This window comes from Dokdonia pacifica, assembly GCF_900188275.1.
Classification (GTDB): Bacteria; Bacteroidota; Bacteroidia; order Flavobacteriales; family Flavobacteriaceae; genus Dokdonia; species Dokdonia pacifica.
In genome coordinates, this window is sequence record NZ_FZNY01000002.1 from 29,905 (window position 1) to 50,020 (window position 20,116).

Here is a 20,116-nt window from a genome sequence, read left to right on the forward strand (position 1 = left end):
TCTTTTATTTACAGGACAAATGTATGTAAGATTGCAATGCAAGTAAATTATAGATAACCGAACTGTAATATAGTATGGATGAATTGATTTTGTTTGTTTAATGGGATATAATCAAAAATGGAGTAATAAGTACAAGCGCCTCACCTCTCTCCTATTTCAAGAGATCTACCAGACCTTTTTCATTCGATTGTATCAAAGCTCAAGTTACATCACACAGCACATAATAGCACATTTGTAATATTCTACAATCATTCATCACTTAAATGAATATCACCAGTAATTGTCGAAAGAATGATAGCATGATTTTCATTACTTAAATTCCTTGTAGCAAAACTTCCTACTATTTTTTCACCAATTATGAGTTTAGGAATTTGTCCTTTTTTAAAAATGTTACCCAGTGTTGTTTTTGCATCTATAGCGTCAGTAGCATCAATTTTTATAGTAATACTCCCACTCACTGTTTTTAATGTCATATCTCCATGATGCGTTCCTACCTGAATAGTTCCACTAATAATATCTGTGACTAAATTCCCATCAAATAATGGTATCGTGACATTAGCTGAATTACTATTAAGTTCTACATTCAAATTTTGTGGGACAAAGATTGTATAAACAGTCTTTATAGAAATACCATTCACACTGTTTTGATTCCCATTTTCTTCATTACCAATTTTGATAATAGTACTCGCATCTTTATTTGATAAAAAACTAAAAAACCCTTTTTCCTTTTTGAATAATTTGCCATAAGAGGCTTCTATGTATAATGTATTTAATCGTTTTTTTACTTCAAATTCAAAATGATCATTAAGCTTACCATCATCAATCGTAACCGTAGCTTTTATATACACTTCATCTTTTGCCCAAGTGTTGATATCAATAAAACTCGCATATGGAAAATCAATAGATATGTTTGTTGCGTTGTCTATTGGGATTTTCTTTTCAATAGATTTCTGTGCATTTAATTGAAAACCTATTACTATGATTACGACTAGAATTATTTTTTTCATTTGAATACTATTTTAAACCGTACGTTAAATATGTAGGTGTTGTTATACGCTACAAATATGAATTCAAATACCAATAGTAAAAAGCAGATCTGAATGAGTTATGGTATAAACACAATGAAACGGGTTAAAATATATGAGAGCGATTCAGAAGAGTTATGAATCTAGCCAAATCCTGAATTTTGCTGTAACACTAGAACTAGTCGTCATTTTTTCTTTACTCCCTCGCATCTGAAGTAAAAGTCTATTCTTGAAGTAATTATCCATACGCACGATATGGCTAATATTAATAATCCGACTTCGGTTAATCCTAAAAAATTGTTTTGGATCAAGAGTTTCATTAAGTGATGTAATGCTTTGAGAAAGCAAATGAGATACTCCCTTATCATCTACCAACTTACAGAATGTTCCTGAAGCTTCTATATAACTAATATCATGTGTAGACAGTAGGTGCATTCCTTTTGGAGTTTTAATAATGAATCGAGATTTATAATGGGTATCCTGAGATAATGCAGAAGTTATATATTTTAAAATGGTATCATTTATTTGATAGTCTGATGTTTTATTAAAAAGGGTATTATATTTATGTAAGGCCTTGCTGATATCTTCCTGAGCATATGGTTTTAAAATATAAGCAATCCCATTACTCTTAAATGCATCCAACAAATATTTATGATATGCAGTACAAAAGATGATAGGGCAATCTATTTTTATTTCCTTAAACAATTCTATAGATATTCCATCTAATAATTCTATATCAGAAAATAGAATATCATACTTATTTTCATGAGTTAGTAGTTCTTTTGCTTCAACTATAGTACGACACCAATCAAAGGTATATGGTTCACTAAAATATATTTCTAAATGCTCAGAGAGTTTTTCATAAGCTGGTATTTCATCTTCTAGAATTAATATATTCATAAGTTAGCTATCATATTTCATAAATGTAATAATCGGAATGGTCACTTTGAATTCTTCTTCATTTTCTTTGATATCTATTGTTTTATCAAAAATTAAAAGATAACGTTCTTTCAAATTTTGAAGTCCAGTTCCAAAGGATATATCACTATTTACGGTATCCGTCTTTGTATTTGTGATCGTTATGTCTTCCTTTTTGACATCAATATTTGTAACAATAGGATTTTCATTTGTTGTTTTATTATGTTTTACAACATTTTCAACAAGTATTTGTAACGCTCCTGTAGGTAGATACTTATTATCCATGTCTACACGTTCCGATATGTTAAACTTATATGTATTTCCAAAGCGTGTTTCAATAAGGTAGAAATAATGTCGAATCATTTCTATCTCTTTTTCTAGACTTACAATTTCTTCATCTTTAGATTCAATTAAATACCTATACAGAGAAGATAAGTTTAGAATGTATTGCTTTGCTTTTTTTGATCTATCATCTATTAAAGCATCTAAGGTATTTAGATTATTGAATAAAAAATGCGGATTTAACTGTGCCTGTAATAATTTCAATTCGCTTTCTTGTTGTTTTTTTTGAATCTGAACAATATGCAACTGACTTTCATAATACTTTTTTGCCAATAATATTCCTAAGGGTAAACCTGCATTTTCAGCACTTAATCCTAATCCATTTAATAATACAGTAAATAATTTAGGATAGATTTCCCAGGGCTTATTTTCTGACCAATGCCATGCTGTGAATGCAATGACTCCAAAGGTTGTAGCAATCAAGATAGCTAATGTGAAAAACAGAAAATAGTTCTTCTTTTTAATTAAAAATTTGGGAATAATCCATAAAAAGAAAAGAAAAACGACTAAAAAGGTTGCTATTAATTCTACGGGTATGGCAATGATATATCCTTTTAGAGGAGGTGATATATTTTGTATCGTACGACCGTCTGAGAAAATATACTTCGTAATATCATAATTAACTACGTAATCATAGATATTGAATAAGCAAAAAATGACTGCATATATGCATATGAAAAGGTAATCCGTTTTATTTAGCTTAATAGTTAGCACACCGTTTATAAAGATGATAAAATAAAATAACATCTTCATGTTATTGAAATAAAACAGGATAAAAAAGAATTAAACCAGGTTAAAATTAGTACGAACCATTCCATACATCATGTTACTTTTACTTGTTTTGAGAAAGTACAATACACTAGTTTTATATATTCTTATACGCTTTATCGCTTCGCTCTCCCTGTGGTCGTGAATCTCGCAAGCTCGATTTCGCGAAAGCAAAAAATAAATGAGATCCTTTTAAATTCAGTGAAATCTATTAGATTTTGAAATCATGGATGAATCTGAAGAGTTGTAAAAACAACATAATAACACAAAAGGAAAGGATCTAGGGTGCGGTATATTCACAACCCTATACACTATAAATCAATGAGCCAACGACCCCGGCGTTTCATGAGCGGATAATCTTCTAGACGCTTCACAGATGTTTCAATATATAGAGTGTCATTTTTAAAAACCCCTTTCAAGACAGATGATGTATCGCTTTGTTTTATATAGTGTAATGATTTCCATGTTCTATGCTTCTCGATGCTATCATCTATTGTAGCAAAAATATCATACTGTGGTGTCGGATCTATAAAATCACTGTAGTTTAGGGTGTTTGTAAGTGTATCTATTGTAAACTCAAATCGTTCTGTCTTTTTATTAGCATAGGCAATTTCAAAACTATTAGGGTAGATGTTTGACGTATTAAAACTGATTTTTTCCCATCGTTTGTTAGGAGTATCTTTTGAAATAGTATCCCCATTATGGATAAATGTTTGCACCGTTTGTTTATTTTGAAACCAAGATTGATTTTTCCTCAAAAGACGATCATATGTAGTAAACTGATACATCAATACACTAAGCATAGTGATTAAGAGTACTGCTTTAAAAATTCTAGCGCGTGCATAGTGTCTATCACTTATGAATAAACGTTGATAACGAACAGGAGTTACCGTTTTATTGAGCACAATATACTTGTAGATTCCTAAGAATTGATCACTCAATAATATGAGCATAAGCACAAGTATATATATCGCATAAATGGTCACGGAAACATTATATCCAATGTCTAGAATCACCACATTTGCCATAACGGTAACCAATAGAATTAATCCTAAAAATGTTGTCCTTCTAAAAAATAAAAGCACCCCTCCTATCACCTCAAGCCATCCAGAAAATTGCGTAACCGTTTGGGAATAGCTTAAAAAATTCCACATAAAACCCATAGGTGATGACTCTCCTATAGTTTGATCTAAGGTATCTATGCTTAGTAACCCAAATTGAACATTAAATACTTTAGAGAGACCATAGGTGAGGATTATAAAAGCAATGTGATAACGTAATATAGTTTGTACTAAATTTTTAAGCTTTTGATCATATGTAGTTTGATACTTACGATCTAGTAAAACCCAAACAATGCTCCCTATAATCGCTAGCAATATACAAAGCGTATAACGCACCACTTCATATTTTGAATCAAAACCTATGTAGCGTGTATCTGCGTTTAATTCCCAGCCAAATAATACGTCGGCTAACCAAAATATAGGCGTATCCCATATCTTCCAATCTTCTAACGCATAAGTGATTCCATAGGTCATGTCATATGGGAAACAACAGAAAAGCAAAAAGAGTAGTGCAAATCGCCATAGATATTTTTGAGAGAGTGACATGTTTGATACTGAAGTCATAGGTATTACAATGTTATATACTGCTAATATAACTTAAGAAACCATATGAGTAACATACTTTTTCATGCGGAGTACGCTTTCGCGAAATCGAGCTTGCGAGATTCACGACCAACGGGAGAGCGAAGCGATAAAGCGTATAAAGTCACCTTTTAATTAAGAAAATGGTGTTTGTAGTGTTTGAGAAGAAAAATAAAAACATGTGATACAAACTCTATCTACCGCTTCTATTTTTCTAATACAAAGTTCTCTTTAGGCGAGTACCGTGAGTACTTTCCTAGCGGCAAACAAAAGGATTCTCTCATTAACCATATGAATAAAATCTGCTATATCAGCATCAGTTACATCGTCGTCTAAATACGTTTTGAAGGTCTCTAGTAATTGACTGTAGTCCATAGGTTGTGTTATTTCTGATAGTAGCAATTCATCAATCTGATCAAGAGGTAATGCGAAATCGTCTCCCAAACGATCTTTTACTATGATTTCTTTAAACTCACCAGAGATAAAAAGTTTATTACACGGTAATTTATAGAGTTGAAAATTTTTACCAGTATCCATTAATGTACGAATACGTGCTGATAAGCCAATAGAATGTATATCCCGACTTAAAAAATAATGGGTATGTATAGTTTCTTTAGTATGGTGCGTTGAAGCAAATTCGGCAATTAACTGTTTGTTATTTTGCATCGAGAAATCATAGCTAAAATCACCTACAAAATATGGATCATCAAAAATGGTTAATAACCGTTTGTAATACTCAGGATAATACCTCATGACGTAGTCTTCCATTGCTTTATATGTAGGAATATCTCTTTTATAATTTCCTAATAAGTGCAGATACGTCTTTTCATTTGGCACTTTGTCAAAATCACCAAAACCTACATATTTATTATCATCTGGGATATCTTCAAATAAATAGCTTACTTTTTTAGTGTGTTTTTTTGCCAATTCATAATATAAAAGTTGTTCAAAAAACACATTAAAATTGTTATTGCTTATTTTAGTCCAAGCTGTTCTGTTTACGTCTACAAACTTAAAGGCCTGTTCTGCATAGTATTTATAAAATGCTAGGTCTACACCACCCACAATTCCCATATTACAGGCAAATCCATTCTTAGTATTTGTAAAATCATGAAACTCTTCAGGTATATAGGAAAGATGCGGTTCGATACTACTCCACATAGATTGATAATAATCTGTTGTCCGTTCTAAGTTTTGAGTAATTAGATGTGCTTTCATGAGATCATCTGGAAATGTATCCCAAATAAACACATCGCCATCTACGTGTAAAAAAGGTTCCTTTTGGAGGGAGTATGTTTTAATTTTTGCAACTGCCCATAAATCACGATCATAGCTGTCTAATTCATTTAACACAATATGAACTTTTGAATAAGGTAATTGAAGCGTGTCTATTAGTATTTCTGCTCCTAATGCATCTGTATATAACTCTACCCTATCGTAATACTTTCGTAATTGATTAGCACTTAAAATCCAACCGATTAAATTGTATTTGGATGATACCCATCCATAATTATTTTGAGTTATTTCTTTTATATTTCCTGTCCAAAAACTTTGAATTATTTTCATGTAGTTCTATTAAAAATTGACATCCTCTATAAGATCGTTTATATAAAAGGCTAAGTACTCTTTTTCATATTCACTGGGGTATTTAAAACCATTAATATAAATTTCTGGGGTGTAATTGATTTGATTTTCTAAACACCAATGATTCATGGAGTCATATATGTCATCTACAGCTTTGTTATTTGTGTCAATTTGATACACTTGATTCCAAGCTTTTACATCTTTAGATTTAAAAAAATCATGCAAGGCATTTGTAAACACTTTTTCTCCATTTTCTAAATATAGGGTCATTAATATTCGAAAAAACCTCTTTGTTTCTTCATTGTCTAACTCCAAAGCTGTTTTAAATAGGATTTTAACTTGTATCTGATCTCTGTATTTATCTAAAATCGTATTTACAATCTCATGTACTTCTTTGCAATGACCACAGAAGGGGTTTGTAATTATAGTTATATGAGTATTACTTTTAGGATTCCCCAGTATCATACCAATGTTTTGGGGTATGGTAACTTTTGGAGTGATGACCAGTGTATTTTTAAATACCGAATAATTGCGAAGTAAACGATTGGTTTTGATTTGAAATTCTTTGAGTTTTTTTTGTTTGGAGAGCATCTTTTTTAAGACCATCCAAAGTATGATAGTCACCAAAAGAATATATGCGTATATAAATAATGACTTACTAGAAATAGTAATACCTACATCTACAAGTAAGAATAAATATATGATCTCTAATAGTACAATACTTGCAATCGTTAAACATATGGGGCACCATTTTTTTTCTATAAATTTTTGATAATATAAAGAGAGCACTATAACTGGAATCGAAGTAATGAGTACTATTTTTTGAATAGCAAAATATTCTAAAAAATTCCCCAATAAAAAGAAAGTAATGAGCCCAAAGATTTGTGATGAAAAAAATAATATGCTTAAGTCACTAAAATTAATACTATTAAAAAACTTCCATTTATTGGAAGATACTACAGATGTACAGTTGGTAGAAGCAGTTATATTACAAAACTTATTAATCAACGTGCTCTTTGTTCCAAATAATTCCTTCAAAGCAGCTACTGAGAATAAAATTCCAACACAGGGAAAGAGTATAAATAGTAGTTTTGAAATGGTACTATTACTCGTAAAGTAAAAAAGTGAAAATAATGCAATACATAAAAACGATAAGATCATTACTGTCTTATCTTTTTTGATAACAGTTGTATTTTCAATATCAGGTTTTTCAACTAAAAATATAAGATTATACCACCTTGACTCTAAAGTTTCATAGTCGATTTCGAAAGGGGTCTTATCTTTAATAGTAATATACTTGTCATCTTTTTTCTGGATGTAATAAAGCTGTGGTTCGTCATTTGCTTCTCTCATTATTCCCATAAATTGATCTGGCAATAGCTCTATCTTAGATGCTTCAAAAGGAATAGCTCCATTATCAATATTAAAAAATGCTAAGGTGTCTGAAATGGAAAGTAAGGTTGGATAATCTGGATGTGATTGAATTTGAAATAAAAATTCGTCTTTATCGAAAGCTATAGATTCTTTTTCTAAGTAAAGAAAAACGTGATTGAAACTAATATTTTCTGCCATTTATAAGGGTGTTATTAGTAGGTTATTACCTCTCGGTAAATAATCAATATTCTATTTTTGTATTTCCAGAAATTTTAGGTGTATATACGAACTAAGGGAGTCGTATATTACATATGACTCCCTTAGTATATTTTAAATGATTAACAACTTCTCAAAACACCTTGCGTACAAACAGTACCACTATTACAACAACTACAATTATTAGTACCAGCCCAACAACACTTATTTCCTGAGGTACCAGAACCACCATGTATTGCTCTCAATTCATCTCTTTTTAGACCATTTTTAATGTCTTTTAAACTAATTTTCATAATAAAATAATTTTAATGTGCACCTACTCTATTCGAGGCTTTTCGGTATACGCCTTTTCTTTATGTACTGTAAAATATAATTACTAAAAACATGTAAAACTCTAATTATCAGTATTTTAAATTTTATAGTAGTACATGCCAGTCTAGAGAACTAAAATTCTCATCTACAATTTTATTTTTCTATACAACTAGTAGTTTATTTCTGTGACTATACTTCACATTTAAGTGATTCATTCTTGAACTAAGTATAGTTTCTTATTGATTTATCTCACTATAGGTTATTATTATTTCAGAGCACTATATGGATAGGTAATCGGTTAGATGAATATAGGTTTTTATATTGTAACTAATTGATTACGAGTATAAAGTTAGCGAATTTCGTTAAGACTGATGCTGTGTAAAACCACAAAAAAATTATGGAAAATCCATAATTTTTGTCGCTTTTCTACTAACTTTTACCTTAACTAGGTTTGATGTAGACTTTCCTGAAAAGTCCAATAGTAATGAAAGTTAATTTTTCATTTGTGAGGTATATATGATACATTCATAAATTATATACCATTTTCAACATTTTTAACGAATCAATTTAATAACTCTTTTATGCCATTTTTAAGTTCAAAAATTGCTGTAATTTCTTTATGGTCTAGTGGTTTACTAAAAATGGCAAGCTCATCCATTAAACCAATATAACCTAAACCTAACATGATTTTTCCATTTTCAGCTTGCCAGGTAAATGGATCACTAATATTTTTTATCTCACCTTTAAACTCTCCATCTAAGTATAATTGATAAGTTGGCTTTATTGTATTCACTTTTGAAAAAGTAATAACGACATGTGTCCATTTTCCTTTTTCAAATGGAGGTTGCTTTACGGTAACAGTACGTTTTTCCCACTTAGTTTCGTCATTTTTATTTTCTGGATTCCAAACGTCTAGATCTCCCATAGCACCTAATCGAAATTGCCTTGGGTTATGATCTGTAAAATCTACCCATATTGCGGCATCATTGTATCTAACATCTGTAATACATATGGGATCACAATATCCAGGTGCTAAGTCTCTATTGGCATCTAATTGTAACCAAAATGATATGGTACCACTCCATGATCTTGTATTATATCCTACATTTTTAAACGCTTTATAAAAGATAGCAGAAGTATTTGCCTTTTTAAAATGAAGTGCATCGCCAGTAATACCTTTCTCTTTTGCTAAAACTACATTAGGATTATGCAAACCAGGCTGTGCATTTGCTGCTTTCTTATAATTTTCTGCGGTATACATCTTTGCATCGCCATTTGCTACATCTGCGGATAGTTTTCCGTCGAAAGAACTATAAAAAAGCAGATGATCTTTTAATTGGTCTTCTTGAGAAAAAGAAATCGTAGTTATAAGAATAAAGCATGTTTTAATTATCGATGCGTACATGTTAGTTTTCATAATTTCTTATTGTAGTATTAAAACGTATGGTATTTGTATGATTTATTATATGCGTTAATAGCGTGATCAGTCTTTTAAACTCCATTCAACGGCTTTGTATGCATGAATTTTACTTGTGTCAAATATTGGGATATCAGTATCTAATGCTGAAATTAGAATTGGTAATTCAGTACAACCTAAAATAACACCTTGCGCCCCTTGGTTTTTGAGTTTATTAATGATATTTATATTTTTTTGCTTTGCAACATCTGTAAATTGTCCTTTCACCAATTCATTATAAATGATATCATGTACAATTTGTCTATCATTCATATCAGGAATTAAAATTTCAAGCCCAAAATCATTCATAAGAGTTTTGGTGTAGAAGTCTTTTTCCATTGTAAACTTAGTACCTAGTAAAGCTATTTTCTTTAATCCCTTATTTTTTATAGAATTTCCGACAGTAGTAGCAATATGTAGAAATGGAATCGTTATACTTTCAGAAATATAGGAGCTTACTAAATGTATCGTGTTTGTACAAAGTAAAACAATGTCTGCTCCAGCGCTCTCCAACTGTTGAGCAGCTTGTTTCATAAGTTCTCCAATGGCTTCCCAATCACCTTTAAAAGTTAAGTATTCTATCTCTGCAAAATTGACAGAAACCATAATGCATTTTGCAGAATGTGATCCTCCCATTAGTTCTTTTACTCTTGTGTTTAAGAACTCATAATACAATTTTGATGATTCCCAACTCATTCCTCCTATTAGTCCTATTGTTTTCATGTTTTTTGTTCTGTATATTTTTGATGAAATTATAAATTACTTCTTCCATTTTTTAGAATCTTCATTGAGAGATTTTAAGAGCATCATTGAAAAATAATCAACGATAACTTTATATAACCCTCTTATCTTTGCTATTATGGAACTAAAATATTTTAGATTAATAAAAGCAATCCAAGAAGAAGGAAGTCTTGCTAATTCTTCTGAACGCTTATTCTTAACACAATCAGCTTTAAGTCACCAATTAAGAGATTTAGAAGAACGTTTAGGATTTAAAGTATTTTACAGAAGTAGAAATAAGTGGGAACTTACTGATGAAGGAGCAGAATTGTATTCATTGGCGAATAAACTTTTTAACTCAATAGATGAAAGCTTTAGTAAAATTAAAAATATTAAAGAGGGGTCAAAAGGCACTATTAAATTAAGTGCAGAATGTCAATCGTTTTTTCACGCTATCCCTCCTTTTATCCAAAAAATGGGGATTCTCTATCCAGAGATCGACATAGAGGTAACTCTTGGGGCAACGCATCAAACCATATCACAAGTACTATCAAATGAGATAGACATTGCTATTGTAACCTCAAAACCAGTATCTGAAGAGCTTTCTGTGAGTCCAGTTTTTAAGGATGAAATCTTTGCGATTATGCATAAAGAGAACCCATTAAGTCATTTGGAATTCTTAGAAGCAAATCACTTTTTAAATGAACACTTATTCATCAATTCTTTTCCTTTAGAGGGTGTAGCTGTTTATGAACATTTCTTAAAACCCAATAAAATAAATCCTAAAAAGATTTCTGCTATACCATTTACAGAGATTAGCTTATCAATGATACAAGCAAACATGGGACTCATGTGTGCTCCAAAATGGCAATTAAACCCATTTAAATTATCTAAAGAGTTGGCTTTTAAGCGTATTAGTAAAAATGGATTAAAACGAACACATTACTTGGTGGTGAAAATGGAACATCGAAATAAAAAATATATAAATGATTTCATATGTAGTTTTGAAGAGGATTTTTTAGATTAATGTATCATTTTACTTTATACAAACTTCACTCCTATTTTCATTTCAAGTAAGACGTAATGCAATAAAATGTAAGATCGAATACTACAATTTCGTTATCAATCCAAATATGATTTCTGAATCTTCTATATCAATACGTTTTGATTTGCACAAATACGTATGCTCGTTAAGTACTTCTATAATCTCAACCGAAATAACAGTATTTTTTTTATGCTTAATTTTTGAAGGTAATTTTTCAGTTTTCAGTATATATGTATGATCGTCAGTCCATTCAATACTATAGACTTGTCTGCCAGAAGTTCCTTTTTCTATTTGACGGTTTTTACGACGTTTAATGATAGTTTCACTATAAGCAGGGTTTTCATATTTAAAGTTGCCAAGATGAAAGGCTTTACATTTTGCACGCTCTTGTTCGGGTAACTCATAGTCTTTATAAATTGAATTTACAAAATAGTAAACCGATTGCCAACAATGATTCGTTAGCTTCATAGGATAAAGTAACGTACTCTTTTTAAAATGATCTAAGCAACCTTTTTGCCAAGCTTCATCCTTATACGAACTTTTTTCTTGGTTAATTGTTATATCATAACGTTCTCCATTTTCGTTTACACAATAATCAATGATTACTACTGCTACTCTATCAATATCATTCACAAATATTTGTGCATTTGAGTAAGATGAAATACATAAGATTCCTAAAAAGAGTAGTTTTTTCATAACATTCATTTGGTACTAATATAGCTCAATAAACCAAATACACTGTATATGATGTGAGCTTACTTTACTCTTTAAGACCCAATTTTTAATAGCTAACTGCATAAAATATAAATATTTAACTTTTTAATAGCTAGATATTGAGATATATTTGAAATTAAAATAGAATAATTCAAATATGGCAAGAATATTGTTGCTGTTATAAATGAATTATACACAGAAACAAGGCCTTATTTAATTATTTAAAAAAGTACTATGAAAAAAACAGTTATTTTATTGATATCTATGATATCTATTTTTACCACCTTAGCTCAAGAAACTACTACGGATAAAAACCCGAGAAATAATATACGACAAGGATTCGGAACTCATAATTCTTTTGATCTGGGACTTGGTTTTGTGAACCCTAATTTTAGAACAGATGGTTCTGCTTACTATTTTGAAGATTGGAATACAGAAGGCGTTATATACACCAAAGAAAATGGAAATTTTAAAATAAAAAACATCAATATAAACTTGTATAACAATACACTTGATGCGCTTTATGACGAAAACTCTGTGTATACTTTTGATGGTGATAACTTACTCAAAATAGAAATTAACGGTAAAGTATTTCGCTTAATGAATATGGATGGGGAGTTAAAAATGTTTGAGTTATTTTATAGAGGCCCTTTTTCTGTATATAGACATTATGATGTACTTTATTCTGAAGCATCTATAAATCCAATGCATGCTAGAAGCTCAAATAAGTATATTAAGAAAGAAAAATATTATTTATACAGCAATCGTGAGTTGACTAAAATTAAAATGTCTAAGAAAGGTTTTTCTAAACTTTTCCAATCAGATAAAATTAGCCAAAGCACTATTAATGAGTACATAGAAAAAAGTAAATTATCTCTAAAGGATGATGAAGACCTAATTAAGGCTTTGAAATTTGTTAGTAGATAATGTACCCTACCTCCTATTGTAAAGACATGTATACTTTATAATGAGGTCACATAATTTTATAAAAAGGTGTAATGATTCATTATAGATCATTACACCTTTTTATTTGGATATAAGGGATTCTATCTTAGTACGCTTTCGCGAAATCGAGCTTGCGAGATTCACGACCAGCGGGAGAGCGAAGCGATAAAGCGTATAAAACAGCTATTTTACTATTATTTTTAGTTATGAGTGTTTTCATCTTGACCTTTATTCAAACTTGCTAACCAAGTAACGCTACGTATTCCCGTCAAAGGAAATGCTGTCTGATGATTCCCTTCAATAATTACAGACTCTACCGATAAACTCTTATCATTTCTATTCTTTAAGAGTGTAATAAACTCCTCAACATGTTTACTAGATTCTTTTTCTAATGATCCATAAGAAATAAAAACATTAGCGTTTGTATTTTGATGAGACGTAAGCTTAGAAAGCATAGGAATATCGCCTTCAAGAGCAGGACTACCAAGAATGTAATTTTTAAAGGTATCTGGTTGTGCTAGTAATGTATATGCGCCAAACACACCTCCAAGTGAATATCCAAAATAGGTTCGGTTATCTGGATCGGTTCGATAATGGGTCTCCACATATTTTATCACATCATTGCGAATAAAATCTAGATGATTTGCAGCCTGTCCAAATTGATACTTTGCTTGATGTTCTTCATTACTTGATTTCCTTACGGAGTAATCTCGAAACCTACTCACATGAAACCTTCCTGCTTTCTTAAATTCTTCATCTATATCTTTTTGCCACGATATTCCTACCAAAATGGCTTCTTCCACAATGTATTCGGCAGCTCCAGACAATATCTCAACATGCCACATGGCATCTGTGTAATAAATTACGGGATATTGAATACTATCATTCTCTGAATATCCATCAGGGAGTTCTACATACAGTTCATACTGTCTATTGGTTTTCGTTTCCTTTATAGGAATTACTTCTGTTTTTGGTAATTCCAAAAGAGATTTTTTGCCTGTATGAGCATCATTATTTTGAGCAAATACCGTATTAAGTGATATAAAACTCACTACTATTAATAATTGAAAAGTTTTCATGTTTTCTTTTTGTTTATAATTTTACCCACTAGCGGGCTATTTTGTTCATTACATAAGGTCAACTTGGTCTTTTTATTTAGGTCTAAATTTTTCAATAATCTGAGCATCTACCCAATAAGGGTTTCCTAATAAAACTCTACTTCCATCTTCTTTAGTTTTAAAATATCCCCTCCAAAAGGTAAAATACTTTCCATCTGGGGTTACTTTAGGCCGTTGTTCATAAACTGAGGTGTTTATCTTATCTCCCATATTGATGGCAGTTCCCCAAGAACCATCTTTCTGTCTAAAACTAATGTATACATCAGGCCTGTCTTCATTTTCTTTTTCTGCATCCCACATCAAATAAGATTCATCTGGCGCTATGAAAGGATGCGCAATATACTTTCCTCTATTAATTGCGCTACTCATTTTTTGAGGGGTTTCATATTTGCCATTTATAAGACGTGAATACCCCATATAACCATTACCGTCTGGATTTAAAACATAAAAATAATATGTCCCTTTAGCTGAGAGCGTCCCTCCCCAGATGGGGATATCTTTAAAAGGCTCAAGACTATTAAGTTCTATAAAACTAGGGCTGAAACGTTCTCTGTAATTATCAACATCAGACTGGGGGACAGATTTCCTATTCCAATTTTTATTGTTGTATTCCATAACAATTAATGTTGCTGATTCGCCATTTTTTCCACTAGACCTATTAAAAGAAAATTCTGTCATATCTGGTAGAAACAAAACTTCAGTTTCAAGATGTTCTTCTGTTGCAACCATACCAGGCGCAAACAACTCAGGTGTTAAACCAGGAGGATGTAATCCAGCATATGGATCTTCTATAGTGGGTGTATCATTGTTATCTGGATGCTGTTTCTTAGTCGTACAGGCATTTATGACGAATACGAATAGCAATGCATAATATATTTTTTTCATGGCTTGGGCTTTTTTAAATAGATCAGAACAGTAGTTTTTATAGTTGATTGGTCTTATGGTATTGATTCAGTATACGCTTTCGCGAAAGCGTATAAAACATTCTTATTCATAGATAAATTATGTAATTGCATGCTATCTAGTTTTATTAAGATCGAACAACCCAGATTTGGAAAGCTGTCGGGCAATCAGATTGAGTTGATTTCTTTCACGATTAGTATTGGAGGTTCCGAAATAGGCAATGACCAAATCTTTTGATGGAGAAATATAAAGTCCTTGACCTCCATGTGCTCCTTTATAAAAATCGCCATCTTCAAAGACCGCTCCCCATTGATAATTACTATAGAATGTTTCTTTTAAAGAGCGTGATTCAATTTTGAGATTTTGATTGACATTTTGAATTTTTGATAAGTGAGCATCAGAAATTATTGGATTGGGACCTTTTCTACCACTAGGTGTAAAAGCTAGACCAAATCTGCCAAGATCACGAAGTGTTGATGACATGCCGTCTACATAGGAAAGAGATGTTCCATTCTTATTTTTTCCTAAAAGGGCACTATATTCTGCCCCTATCTTTTCCCATATTTCTTGTTCTACAAAATCATTGAATGTAATGCCGCTAATTTTTTCAACGAGTAGTGTTAATACCATAGCATCAGCATTCGAAAATTGATATTCTGTTCCTGAAGGCTTGGCTGATTTTGCAGTTGCTAAGTCTTTAATGGGATCAAAACTTACCTCATACGTTTCTAATGGAACATGGGCAATTCCAGAACTCATGGAAAGAATATCAACTATAGGAACACCTTCCCATCCTGATCCTTTAAGCGAATCAAAGTAGAAATCAATAGGTTTGCTCGTATCAATTAAACCTCTATCCTCCAAAATGGCTATTGAAGTACTCACATAGACTTGGGTTATTAAAAAATTTACGTGTAAATCGGTGGGGAACATTCTTGGATACCCTTCAAAAACGATGTTGCCTTTATGAATGATAATCAACCCGTTAACTTCTACTTGTTGTACATAGTCATTTAATGATAGTCCGCCGCCTTTTTTTAAATCTGTTGATGTAATAAAATTTTTCACATCATCTCTCGGGGTTTCTTTAAGAATTTTTGGCGTATCTGATCTCTTGATACGTGAATGTTCCTTTATTTGGGAAAAGTTTAGATAAAAATACCGTTCTAAATCACCGTATTCGGTCCAATCGCCTCCTTCAAAAATGTGTTTATGGTATGCATACATCTCTTCTTTTGTAAATCCAGCATAATTATACGTTTCATATTTTGGACCTTTAGTACTGATGGGATCGGTATCTTTTTTTGGCTCATTTTTACATGCGAGAAAGAGAGACACGGCGAAGAGAACTGAGATACTATTTTTCATAGTTAGAACTTTTTATATGAGTTATTGTTGATGCTTTAGTGTGTCAATAATCTTTGCATCCACCCAGTAGATATCCACATTCATATTTTCATTGTTACTACCGTCATCTATAAATCTATTAAAGAGTATGTATTTGCCGTCTGGAGTAACGCTCGCATAAGCATCCCATTTATCAGAGTTGACCTTGTCACCCATATTAATAGCAGGACCCCATGAGCCATCCTTTTGACGGAAACTAATGTAGAGATCAGAGTCTCCATAACCTCCTTCTCTTTCACTATCCCAAATCAAGTAACTTTCATCAGGGGCTATAAAGGGATGAGCTGTCCATTTTCCAGTGTTCACTATTGGTCCCATCTTTTTGGGTTTTTGACGTTTTCCGTCTTTAAGTGTTGAGATACGGATCACATCACCGCTTTTATAATCGTCAAAAACATAGGTGCCTTTTGATGAGGCTGTTAGACGCATAATACCCCAGTCTTCACGATTAAACATAACACCAAGACTTTTGCGTTTTGACCAACCATCTCTCTTACGATCTTTATAGCCTTTGGCCATATGCATGCGTGAACCATCAGGAGAGAACGATATTTCACCTTTGCGCTTGAATTCAATGTATTTTTTCCAAACATTGTCTTTTTGCCGGAAACCAATTACGGTAATAGGTGTGTCTTTACCGCTTCGTGTAGTGAAATAGAATTCTTTCATGCCTGGTGCGAATACGCCCTCAATTTCCCAACCTTCTTTTGAGATGATACCTGGAGCAAATGGTTTTGCGATCATGCCAGGTGGTTTTTGCCCCATGTAAGGCCCTTCTATGTATGGAAAGTTGAAATCACTCTCTTTGTTTTCTTGTGCAAAGCCACTATTTGTTTGTATAAAAAGTATTAAGAGTAATACCCCTATTTTATTTCTCATCATTTTACTATTTTGTTGTTTTTAACCATTCCGCTTGTGAACCATGCGCTATAAATTCTCTTATTTTTGAGCCGTCTTTATTCATAATGTAAATGGTTCTATCTTCTTTATTTTTTCCTGTAGCAGTAGAAAAAATTAATTGAGAACCATCAGGAGACCAGGACGGATACCAATTATCAATGGAACTATTCGTCAATCGTTTTTGATGAGAACCATCTATATTCATTACATAAATTTCATAGTTCCCATCTCTATCAGACATAAAAGCAATTTGTTTACCATCTGGAGAAACTTCAGGATGCCACTCTTTACTATTATTATGAGTTAGCCGAGTTATGTTTCCTCCATCTAGATCTGCGATGCTTATGGCACTGTTCTTGTCATTAATTTCCAAGGAAAAGACAATTTTTTTGCCATCAGAAGTAAAATAGGGATTACTCCCTTTTAAGGATTTTATTTGATGCTGTTGACTACCATCAGCATTCATGATCCAAATTTCTGGACGCCACATACCTTCAGAGTCTTTATACGCTCTAGCGAAAACAATTTTCTTCCCATCTGGCGACCAATTAGGAGCACTATCCCATTTATTTTTTGCATGTGTTAATCGTTTCCTATTCGTACCATCGCTATTCATGGTATGAATAGACCATGTTTTTTTGTCATCATATTTTGCATAAAACGCCATGCGTTTTCCATCTGGAGACCAAGCTGCATATCCGCCTTTTTCATGTGTACTTTTGATGCTTGATGTTCCAGTTTTATCACTAGAATAAATTTCTATATTTCCTGTTTTTTTGGAATTATAGGCAATGGTATAGAATTTTGATTCAGAGGAGTTACTGTGTTGACAATACGTATTGAAAGATAAAAATGTCAAAAAAACAACTGCCATTTTTGCTTGAGTAAAATTTTCAGTTTTCATATTATTTACTTTCTTGTAAATTCTTCAATTTTTCTTTGCTACGTTTATTTTGAGGATTCAATTCAAGTGATTTAGAATAGTTTGAGATTGCAAGGTCTATTTTCCCTGCTATCTCGCAGTAGTTGGCATACCTATCGTACACTTGAAAGCGATTAGGATAGAGCTTAGTATTTAACTTGAAAGCATCTAAGGCTATTTCAATTCTATCCTGACCATAGAAAAGTTCACCTAAATCATCTACATATTCTTCATCAATGGTAGGATGTGTAGGATTTTCTTTCATTAAATACTTGTAAGCTTGAAGCGCTTTTTCAAAATCTCCTTCCACAAGAAATTCTACAGGTTCTTTTGTAACAGTGTTAGATTTGGCTAATTGGGATGTAATTGAATGGTCATTTCTATTGAAGTACAATAAATTAATTTCCTCATTTTCAGGATTTGGTTTGAATTGAATCAATCTACTAGAGTTTCTTATCACATAAGAGCTATCTGAGATTCGTACCAATTCTTGGGCATCGGGATAAAGTATACTTTTAGTGTAAAGCTTATCGTCGTTTTGAAAAACAGTTACTACGCTATTTGTACTTTGATATTTACCGCTAATTTCATCTACAAGGGATGGCGTTATTTCTATTTTTTTATAAACGGGTATATATTTATCCCAATCATAGGCCAGCGCTACAGCGCGAATCACTTCGGCATTAAAGCTTGGAAAAGTAGAATTACTCATTACGACTACCCCATAACCCTTATCTCTGTGTGCCATTATCTCAGCATAAAAGCCTGTATTCCATCCGTGATGTCTTAAGTAGATTTCTTCATTTTTATTAAAAAGCTGAAAGCCTAGGCCTAATGTAAATGACCATCCAGAATCATTCACCCCATATGGTTTACCCATTAACTCTGTCAGATGTTTTGATTGCTGGACGTGAGTTATAAATTTTGCATAGTCTTCGGCAGTTGTCCATAGTCCACCTGAAGCCATTGCGGGTTGGATATTTCTTCCGCCCTTAACCATAGAGCCATCTTGTAAATAACCAGTTGCTGCTCTTGCTAATTGCTCAGGAGTAAGCGTTTGATTAAATGTGCTGTTATTCATTACTAATGGTTGTAACACGAGTTCATGCATGATTTCAGGGAACGTTCCTCTCTTCACATCCAGCATCATTTGCTGAATGGGTACATAGCTAGCGTATGCAAAACGGACACTTTCACCAGGCTCTTTATTTACGCTAATTGGTTCGTTTAAAGCAGGAGGTGTTCCGCTTAATATCTCTACAAGTGTTGGGATTTTTTCATTTATACCATATGATCCTGTTCCACGAGGATAAATTCCAGCTGAATGATTTAGAAGATTTCTTATGGTAACCTTTTTTTTACTGGTAAAATCATTTTCGGGTACTTGCCAAGATTTTAAATACCTATTGACATTTTCATCTAAATCTAATTTATTCTCTTCTACAAGTCGCAATGCTCCGTAGGCCGTTACTGGCATACTGGTCGCTGCTGCTTGGAAAAGTGTTTCTGTCGTTACGGGAGCTTTACTTTCCTTATTTGTAACTCCATATCCTTTTGCCCAAACAACTTTTCCATCATGTATTACAGCAATACTAACTCCAGGGATTCCGTAGTGTTTCATACGTTCTTCAATAGAAGATGTTGTATCTCCTTCTATGTATACTAAATTTGGTGTGAGACCATTTTCTACCTTTCTAATTAAATTAGTATTTGATTGCGCTGTACATAATTGAATAAAAATGATACTTACTAGTAATGTGATACTGTTTTTCATATTTTTTATTGAGTTCTTATTAACTGTTTA

17 protein-coding genes are annotated in these 20,116 nt (G+C 32.2%); 2 read left to right on the top strand and 15 right to left on the bottom strand.

The window, feature by feature from the left end; translation table 11 throughout:
- Positions 1–248: 248 nt before the first annotated feature.
- The 8 genes from CHB80_RS07400 to CHB80_RS07435 form a co-directional block, all read right to left on the bottom strand.
- Entirely contained in the window at positions 249–1,007 is a 759-nt protein-coding gene (locus CHB80_RS07400) for a DUF4097 family beta strand repeat-containing protein (protein WP_089370818.1), read from the bottom strand.
- Between the two features lie 153 nt (positions 1,008–1,160).
- Positions 1,161–1,925, bottom strand: a complete 765-nt coding sequence (locus CHB80_RS07405; protein ID WP_089370819.1) for a LytR/AlgR family response regulator transcription factor — start codon at positions 1,923–1,925, stop codon at positions 1,161–1,163.
- 3 nt (positions 1,926–1,928) lie between these two features.
- Positions 1,929–3,038, bottom strand: a complete 1,110-nt coding sequence (locus CHB80_RS07410) for a sensor histidine kinase (protein ID WP_089370820.1) — start codon at positions 3,036–3,038, stop codon at positions 1,929–1,931.
- A gap of 326 nt (positions 3,039–3,364) precedes the next feature.
- Positions 3,365–4,678, bottom strand: coding sequence for a DoxX family protein (locus tag CHB80_RS07415; RefSeq protein ID WP_143337070.1), 1,314 nt, complete (start codon positions 4,676–4,678; stop codon positions 3,365–3,367).
- A gap of 249 nt (positions 4,679–4,927) precedes the next feature.
- Complete coding sequence (locus tag CHB80_RS07420; protein WP_089370822.1) at positions 4,928–6,262, bottom strand: DUF6734 family protein; 1,335 nt, start codon at positions 6,260–6,262, stop codon at positions 4,928–4,930.
- A 9-nt stretch (positions 6,263–6,271) separates the two neighbouring features.
- Positions 6,272–7,852 carry a thioredoxin domain-containing protein gene (locus tag CHB80_RS07425; protein WP_089370823.1) on the bottom strand — a complete coding sequence of 527 codons (1,581 nt, stop codon included), beginning with the start codon at positions 7,850–7,852 and terminating at the stop codon, positions 6,272–6,274.
- A gap of 892 nt (positions 7,853–8,744) precedes the next feature.
- Positions 8,745–9,599 carry a LamG-like jellyroll fold domain-containing protein gene (locus CHB80_RS07430; protein ID WP_089370824.1) on the bottom strand — a complete coding sequence of 285 codons (855 nt, stop codon included), beginning with the start codon at positions 9,597–9,599 and terminating at the stop codon, positions 8,745–8,747.
- A gap of 66 nt (positions 9,600–9,665) precedes the next feature.
- Complete coding sequence (locus CHB80_RS07435) at positions 9,666–10,361, bottom strand: aspartate/glutamate racemase family protein (RefSeq protein ID WP_089370825.1); 696 nt, start codon at positions 10,359–10,361, stop codon at positions 9,666–9,668.
- A 136-nt stretch (positions 10,362–10,497) separates the two neighbouring features.
- Here CHB80_RS07435 and CHB80_RS07440 point away from each other — a divergent pair, with 136 nt between their 5' ends.
- Entirely contained in the window at positions 10,498–11,385 is an 888-nt protein-coding gene (locus tag CHB80_RS07440) for a LysR family transcriptional regulator (protein ID WP_089370826.1), read from the top strand.
- 81 nt (positions 11,386–11,466) lie between these two features.
- Here CHB80_RS07440 and CHB80_RS07445 read toward each other — a convergent pair whose 3' ends face one another.
- Positions 11,467–12,099 carry a hypothetical protein gene (locus tag CHB80_RS07445; protein ID WP_089370827.1) on the bottom strand — a complete coding sequence of 211 codons (633 nt, stop codon included), beginning with the start codon at positions 12,097–12,099 and terminating at the stop codon, positions 11,467–11,469.
- Positions 12,100–12,351: 252 nt separating this feature from the next.
- On the opposite strand from CHB80_RS07445, the gene CHB80_RS07450 reads away from it, so the two are divergent.
- Positions 12,352–13,044 (top strand): hypothetical protein, encoded by a 693-nt coding sequence (locus CHB80_RS07450; protein ID WP_089370828.1) that lies wholly within the window; start codon positions 12,352–12,354, stop codon positions 13,042–13,044.
- Between the two features lie 218 nt (positions 13,045–13,262).
- On the opposite strand, the gene CHB80_RS07455 is transcribed toward CHB80_RS07450, so the two are convergent.
- The 6 genes from CHB80_RS07455 to CHB80_RS07480 all read right to left on the bottom strand — a co-directional run bounded on the left by CHB80_RS07455 (position 13,263) and on the right by CHB80_RS07480 (position 20,086).
- Positions 13,263–14,141, bottom strand: coding sequence for an alpha/beta hydrolase (locus CHB80_RS07455; protein WP_089370829.1), 879 nt, complete (start codon positions 14,139–14,141; stop codon positions 13,263–13,265).
- 72 nt (positions 14,142–14,213) lie between these two features.
- Positions 14,214–15,065, bottom strand: a complete 852-nt coding sequence (locus CHB80_RS07460; protein ID WP_089370830.1) for a hypothetical protein — start codon at positions 15,063–15,065, stop codon at positions 14,214–14,216.
- 132 nt (positions 15,066–15,197) lie between these two features.
- Entirely contained in the window at positions 15,198–16,451 is a 1,254-nt protein-coding gene (locus CHB80_RS07465) for a serine hydrolase domain-containing protein (protein WP_089370831.1), read from the bottom strand.
- 21 nt (positions 16,452–16,472) lie between these two features.
- Positions 16,473–17,372, bottom strand: coding sequence for a TolB family protein (locus tag CHB80_RS07470; RefSeq protein WP_218823082.1), 900 nt, complete (start codon positions 17,370–17,372; stop codon positions 16,473–16,475).
- 4 nt (positions 17,373–17,376) lie between these two features.
- The gene (locus tag CHB80_RS07475; RefSeq protein WP_089370833.1) at positions 17,377–18,294 is read right to left on the bottom strand and encodes a DUF5050 domain-containing protein; all 918 of its coding nucleotides are present in this window, start codon (positions 18,292–18,294) and stop codon (positions 17,377–17,379) included.
- A 1-nt stretch (position 18,295) separates the two neighbouring features.
- Positions 18,296–20,086 (bottom strand): serine hydrolase, encoded by a 1,791-nt coding sequence (locus CHB80_RS07480; protein WP_089370834.1) that lies wholly within the window; start codon positions 20,084–20,086, stop codon positions 18,296–18,298.
- Positions 20,087–20,116 lie beyond the last annotated feature (30 nt).

Bases quoted from the DNA above. Each gene is read 5' to 3' on its own strand.
- CHB80_RS07400 (WP_089370818.1), bottom strand. From the start codon at position 1,007: ATGAAAAAAATAATTCTAGTCGTAATCATAGTAATAGGTTTTCAATTA.
- CHB80_RS07405 (WP_089370819.1), bottom strand. From the start codon at position 1,925: ATGAATATATTAATTCTAGAAGATGAAATACCAGCTTATGAAAAACTC.
- CHB80_RS07410 (WP_089370820.1), bottom strand. From the start codon at position 3,038: ATGAAGATGTTATTTTATTTTATCATCTTTATAAACGGTGTGCTAACT.
- CHB80_RS07415 (WP_143337070.1), bottom strand. From the start codon at position 4,678: ATGACTTCAGTATCAAACATGTCACTCTCTCAAAAATATCTATGGCGA.
- CHB80_RS07420 (WP_089370822.1), bottom strand. From the start codon at position 6,262: ATGAAAATAATTCAAAGTTTTTGGACAGGAAATATAAAAGAAATAACT.
- CHB80_RS07425 (WP_089370823.1), bottom strand. From the start codon at position 7,852: ATGGCAGAAAATATTAGTTTCAATCACGTTTTTCTTTACTTAGAAAAA.
- CHB80_RS07430 (WP_089370824.1), bottom strand. From the start codon at position 9,599: ATGAAAACTAACATGTACGCATCGATAATTAAAACATGCTTTATTCTT.
- CHB80_RS07435 (WP_089370825.1), bottom strand. From the start codon at position 10,361: ATGAAAACAATAGGACTAATAGGAGGAATGAGTTGGGAATCATCAAAA.
- CHB80_RS07440 (WP_089370826.1), top strand. From the start codon at position 10,498: ATGGAACTAAAATATTTTAGATTAATAAAAGCAATCCAAGAAGAAGGA.
- CHB80_RS07445 (WP_089370827.1), bottom strand. From the start codon at position 12,099: ATGAAAAAACTACTCTTTTTAGGAATCTTATGTATTTCATCTTACTCA.
- CHB80_RS07450 (WP_089370828.1), top strand. From the start codon at position 12,352: ATGAAAAAAACAGTTATTTTATTGATATCTATGATATCTATTTTTACC.
- CHB80_RS07455 (WP_089370829.1), bottom strand. From the start codon at position 14,141: ATGAAAACTTTTCAATTATTAATAGTAGTGAGTTTTATATCACTTAAT.
- CHB80_RS07460 (WP_089370830.1), bottom strand. From the start codon at position 15,065: ATGAAAAAAATATATTATGCATTGCTATTCGTATTCGTCATAAATGCC.
- CHB80_RS07465 (WP_089370831.1), bottom strand. From the start codon at position 16,451: ATGAAAAATAGTATCTCAGTTCTCTTCGCCGTGTCTCTCTTTCTCGCA.
- CHB80_RS07470 (WP_218823082.1), bottom strand. From the start codon at position 17,372: ATGATGAGAAATAAAATAGGGGTATTACTCTTAATACTTTTTATACAA.
- CHB80_RS07475 (WP_089370833.1), bottom strand. From the start codon at position 18,294: ATGAAAACTGAAAATTTTACTCAAGCAAAAATGGCAGTTGTTTTTTTG.
- CHB80_RS07480 (WP_089370834.1), bottom strand. From the start codon at position 20,086: ATGAAAAACAGTATCACATTACTAGTAAGTATCATTTTTATTCAATTA.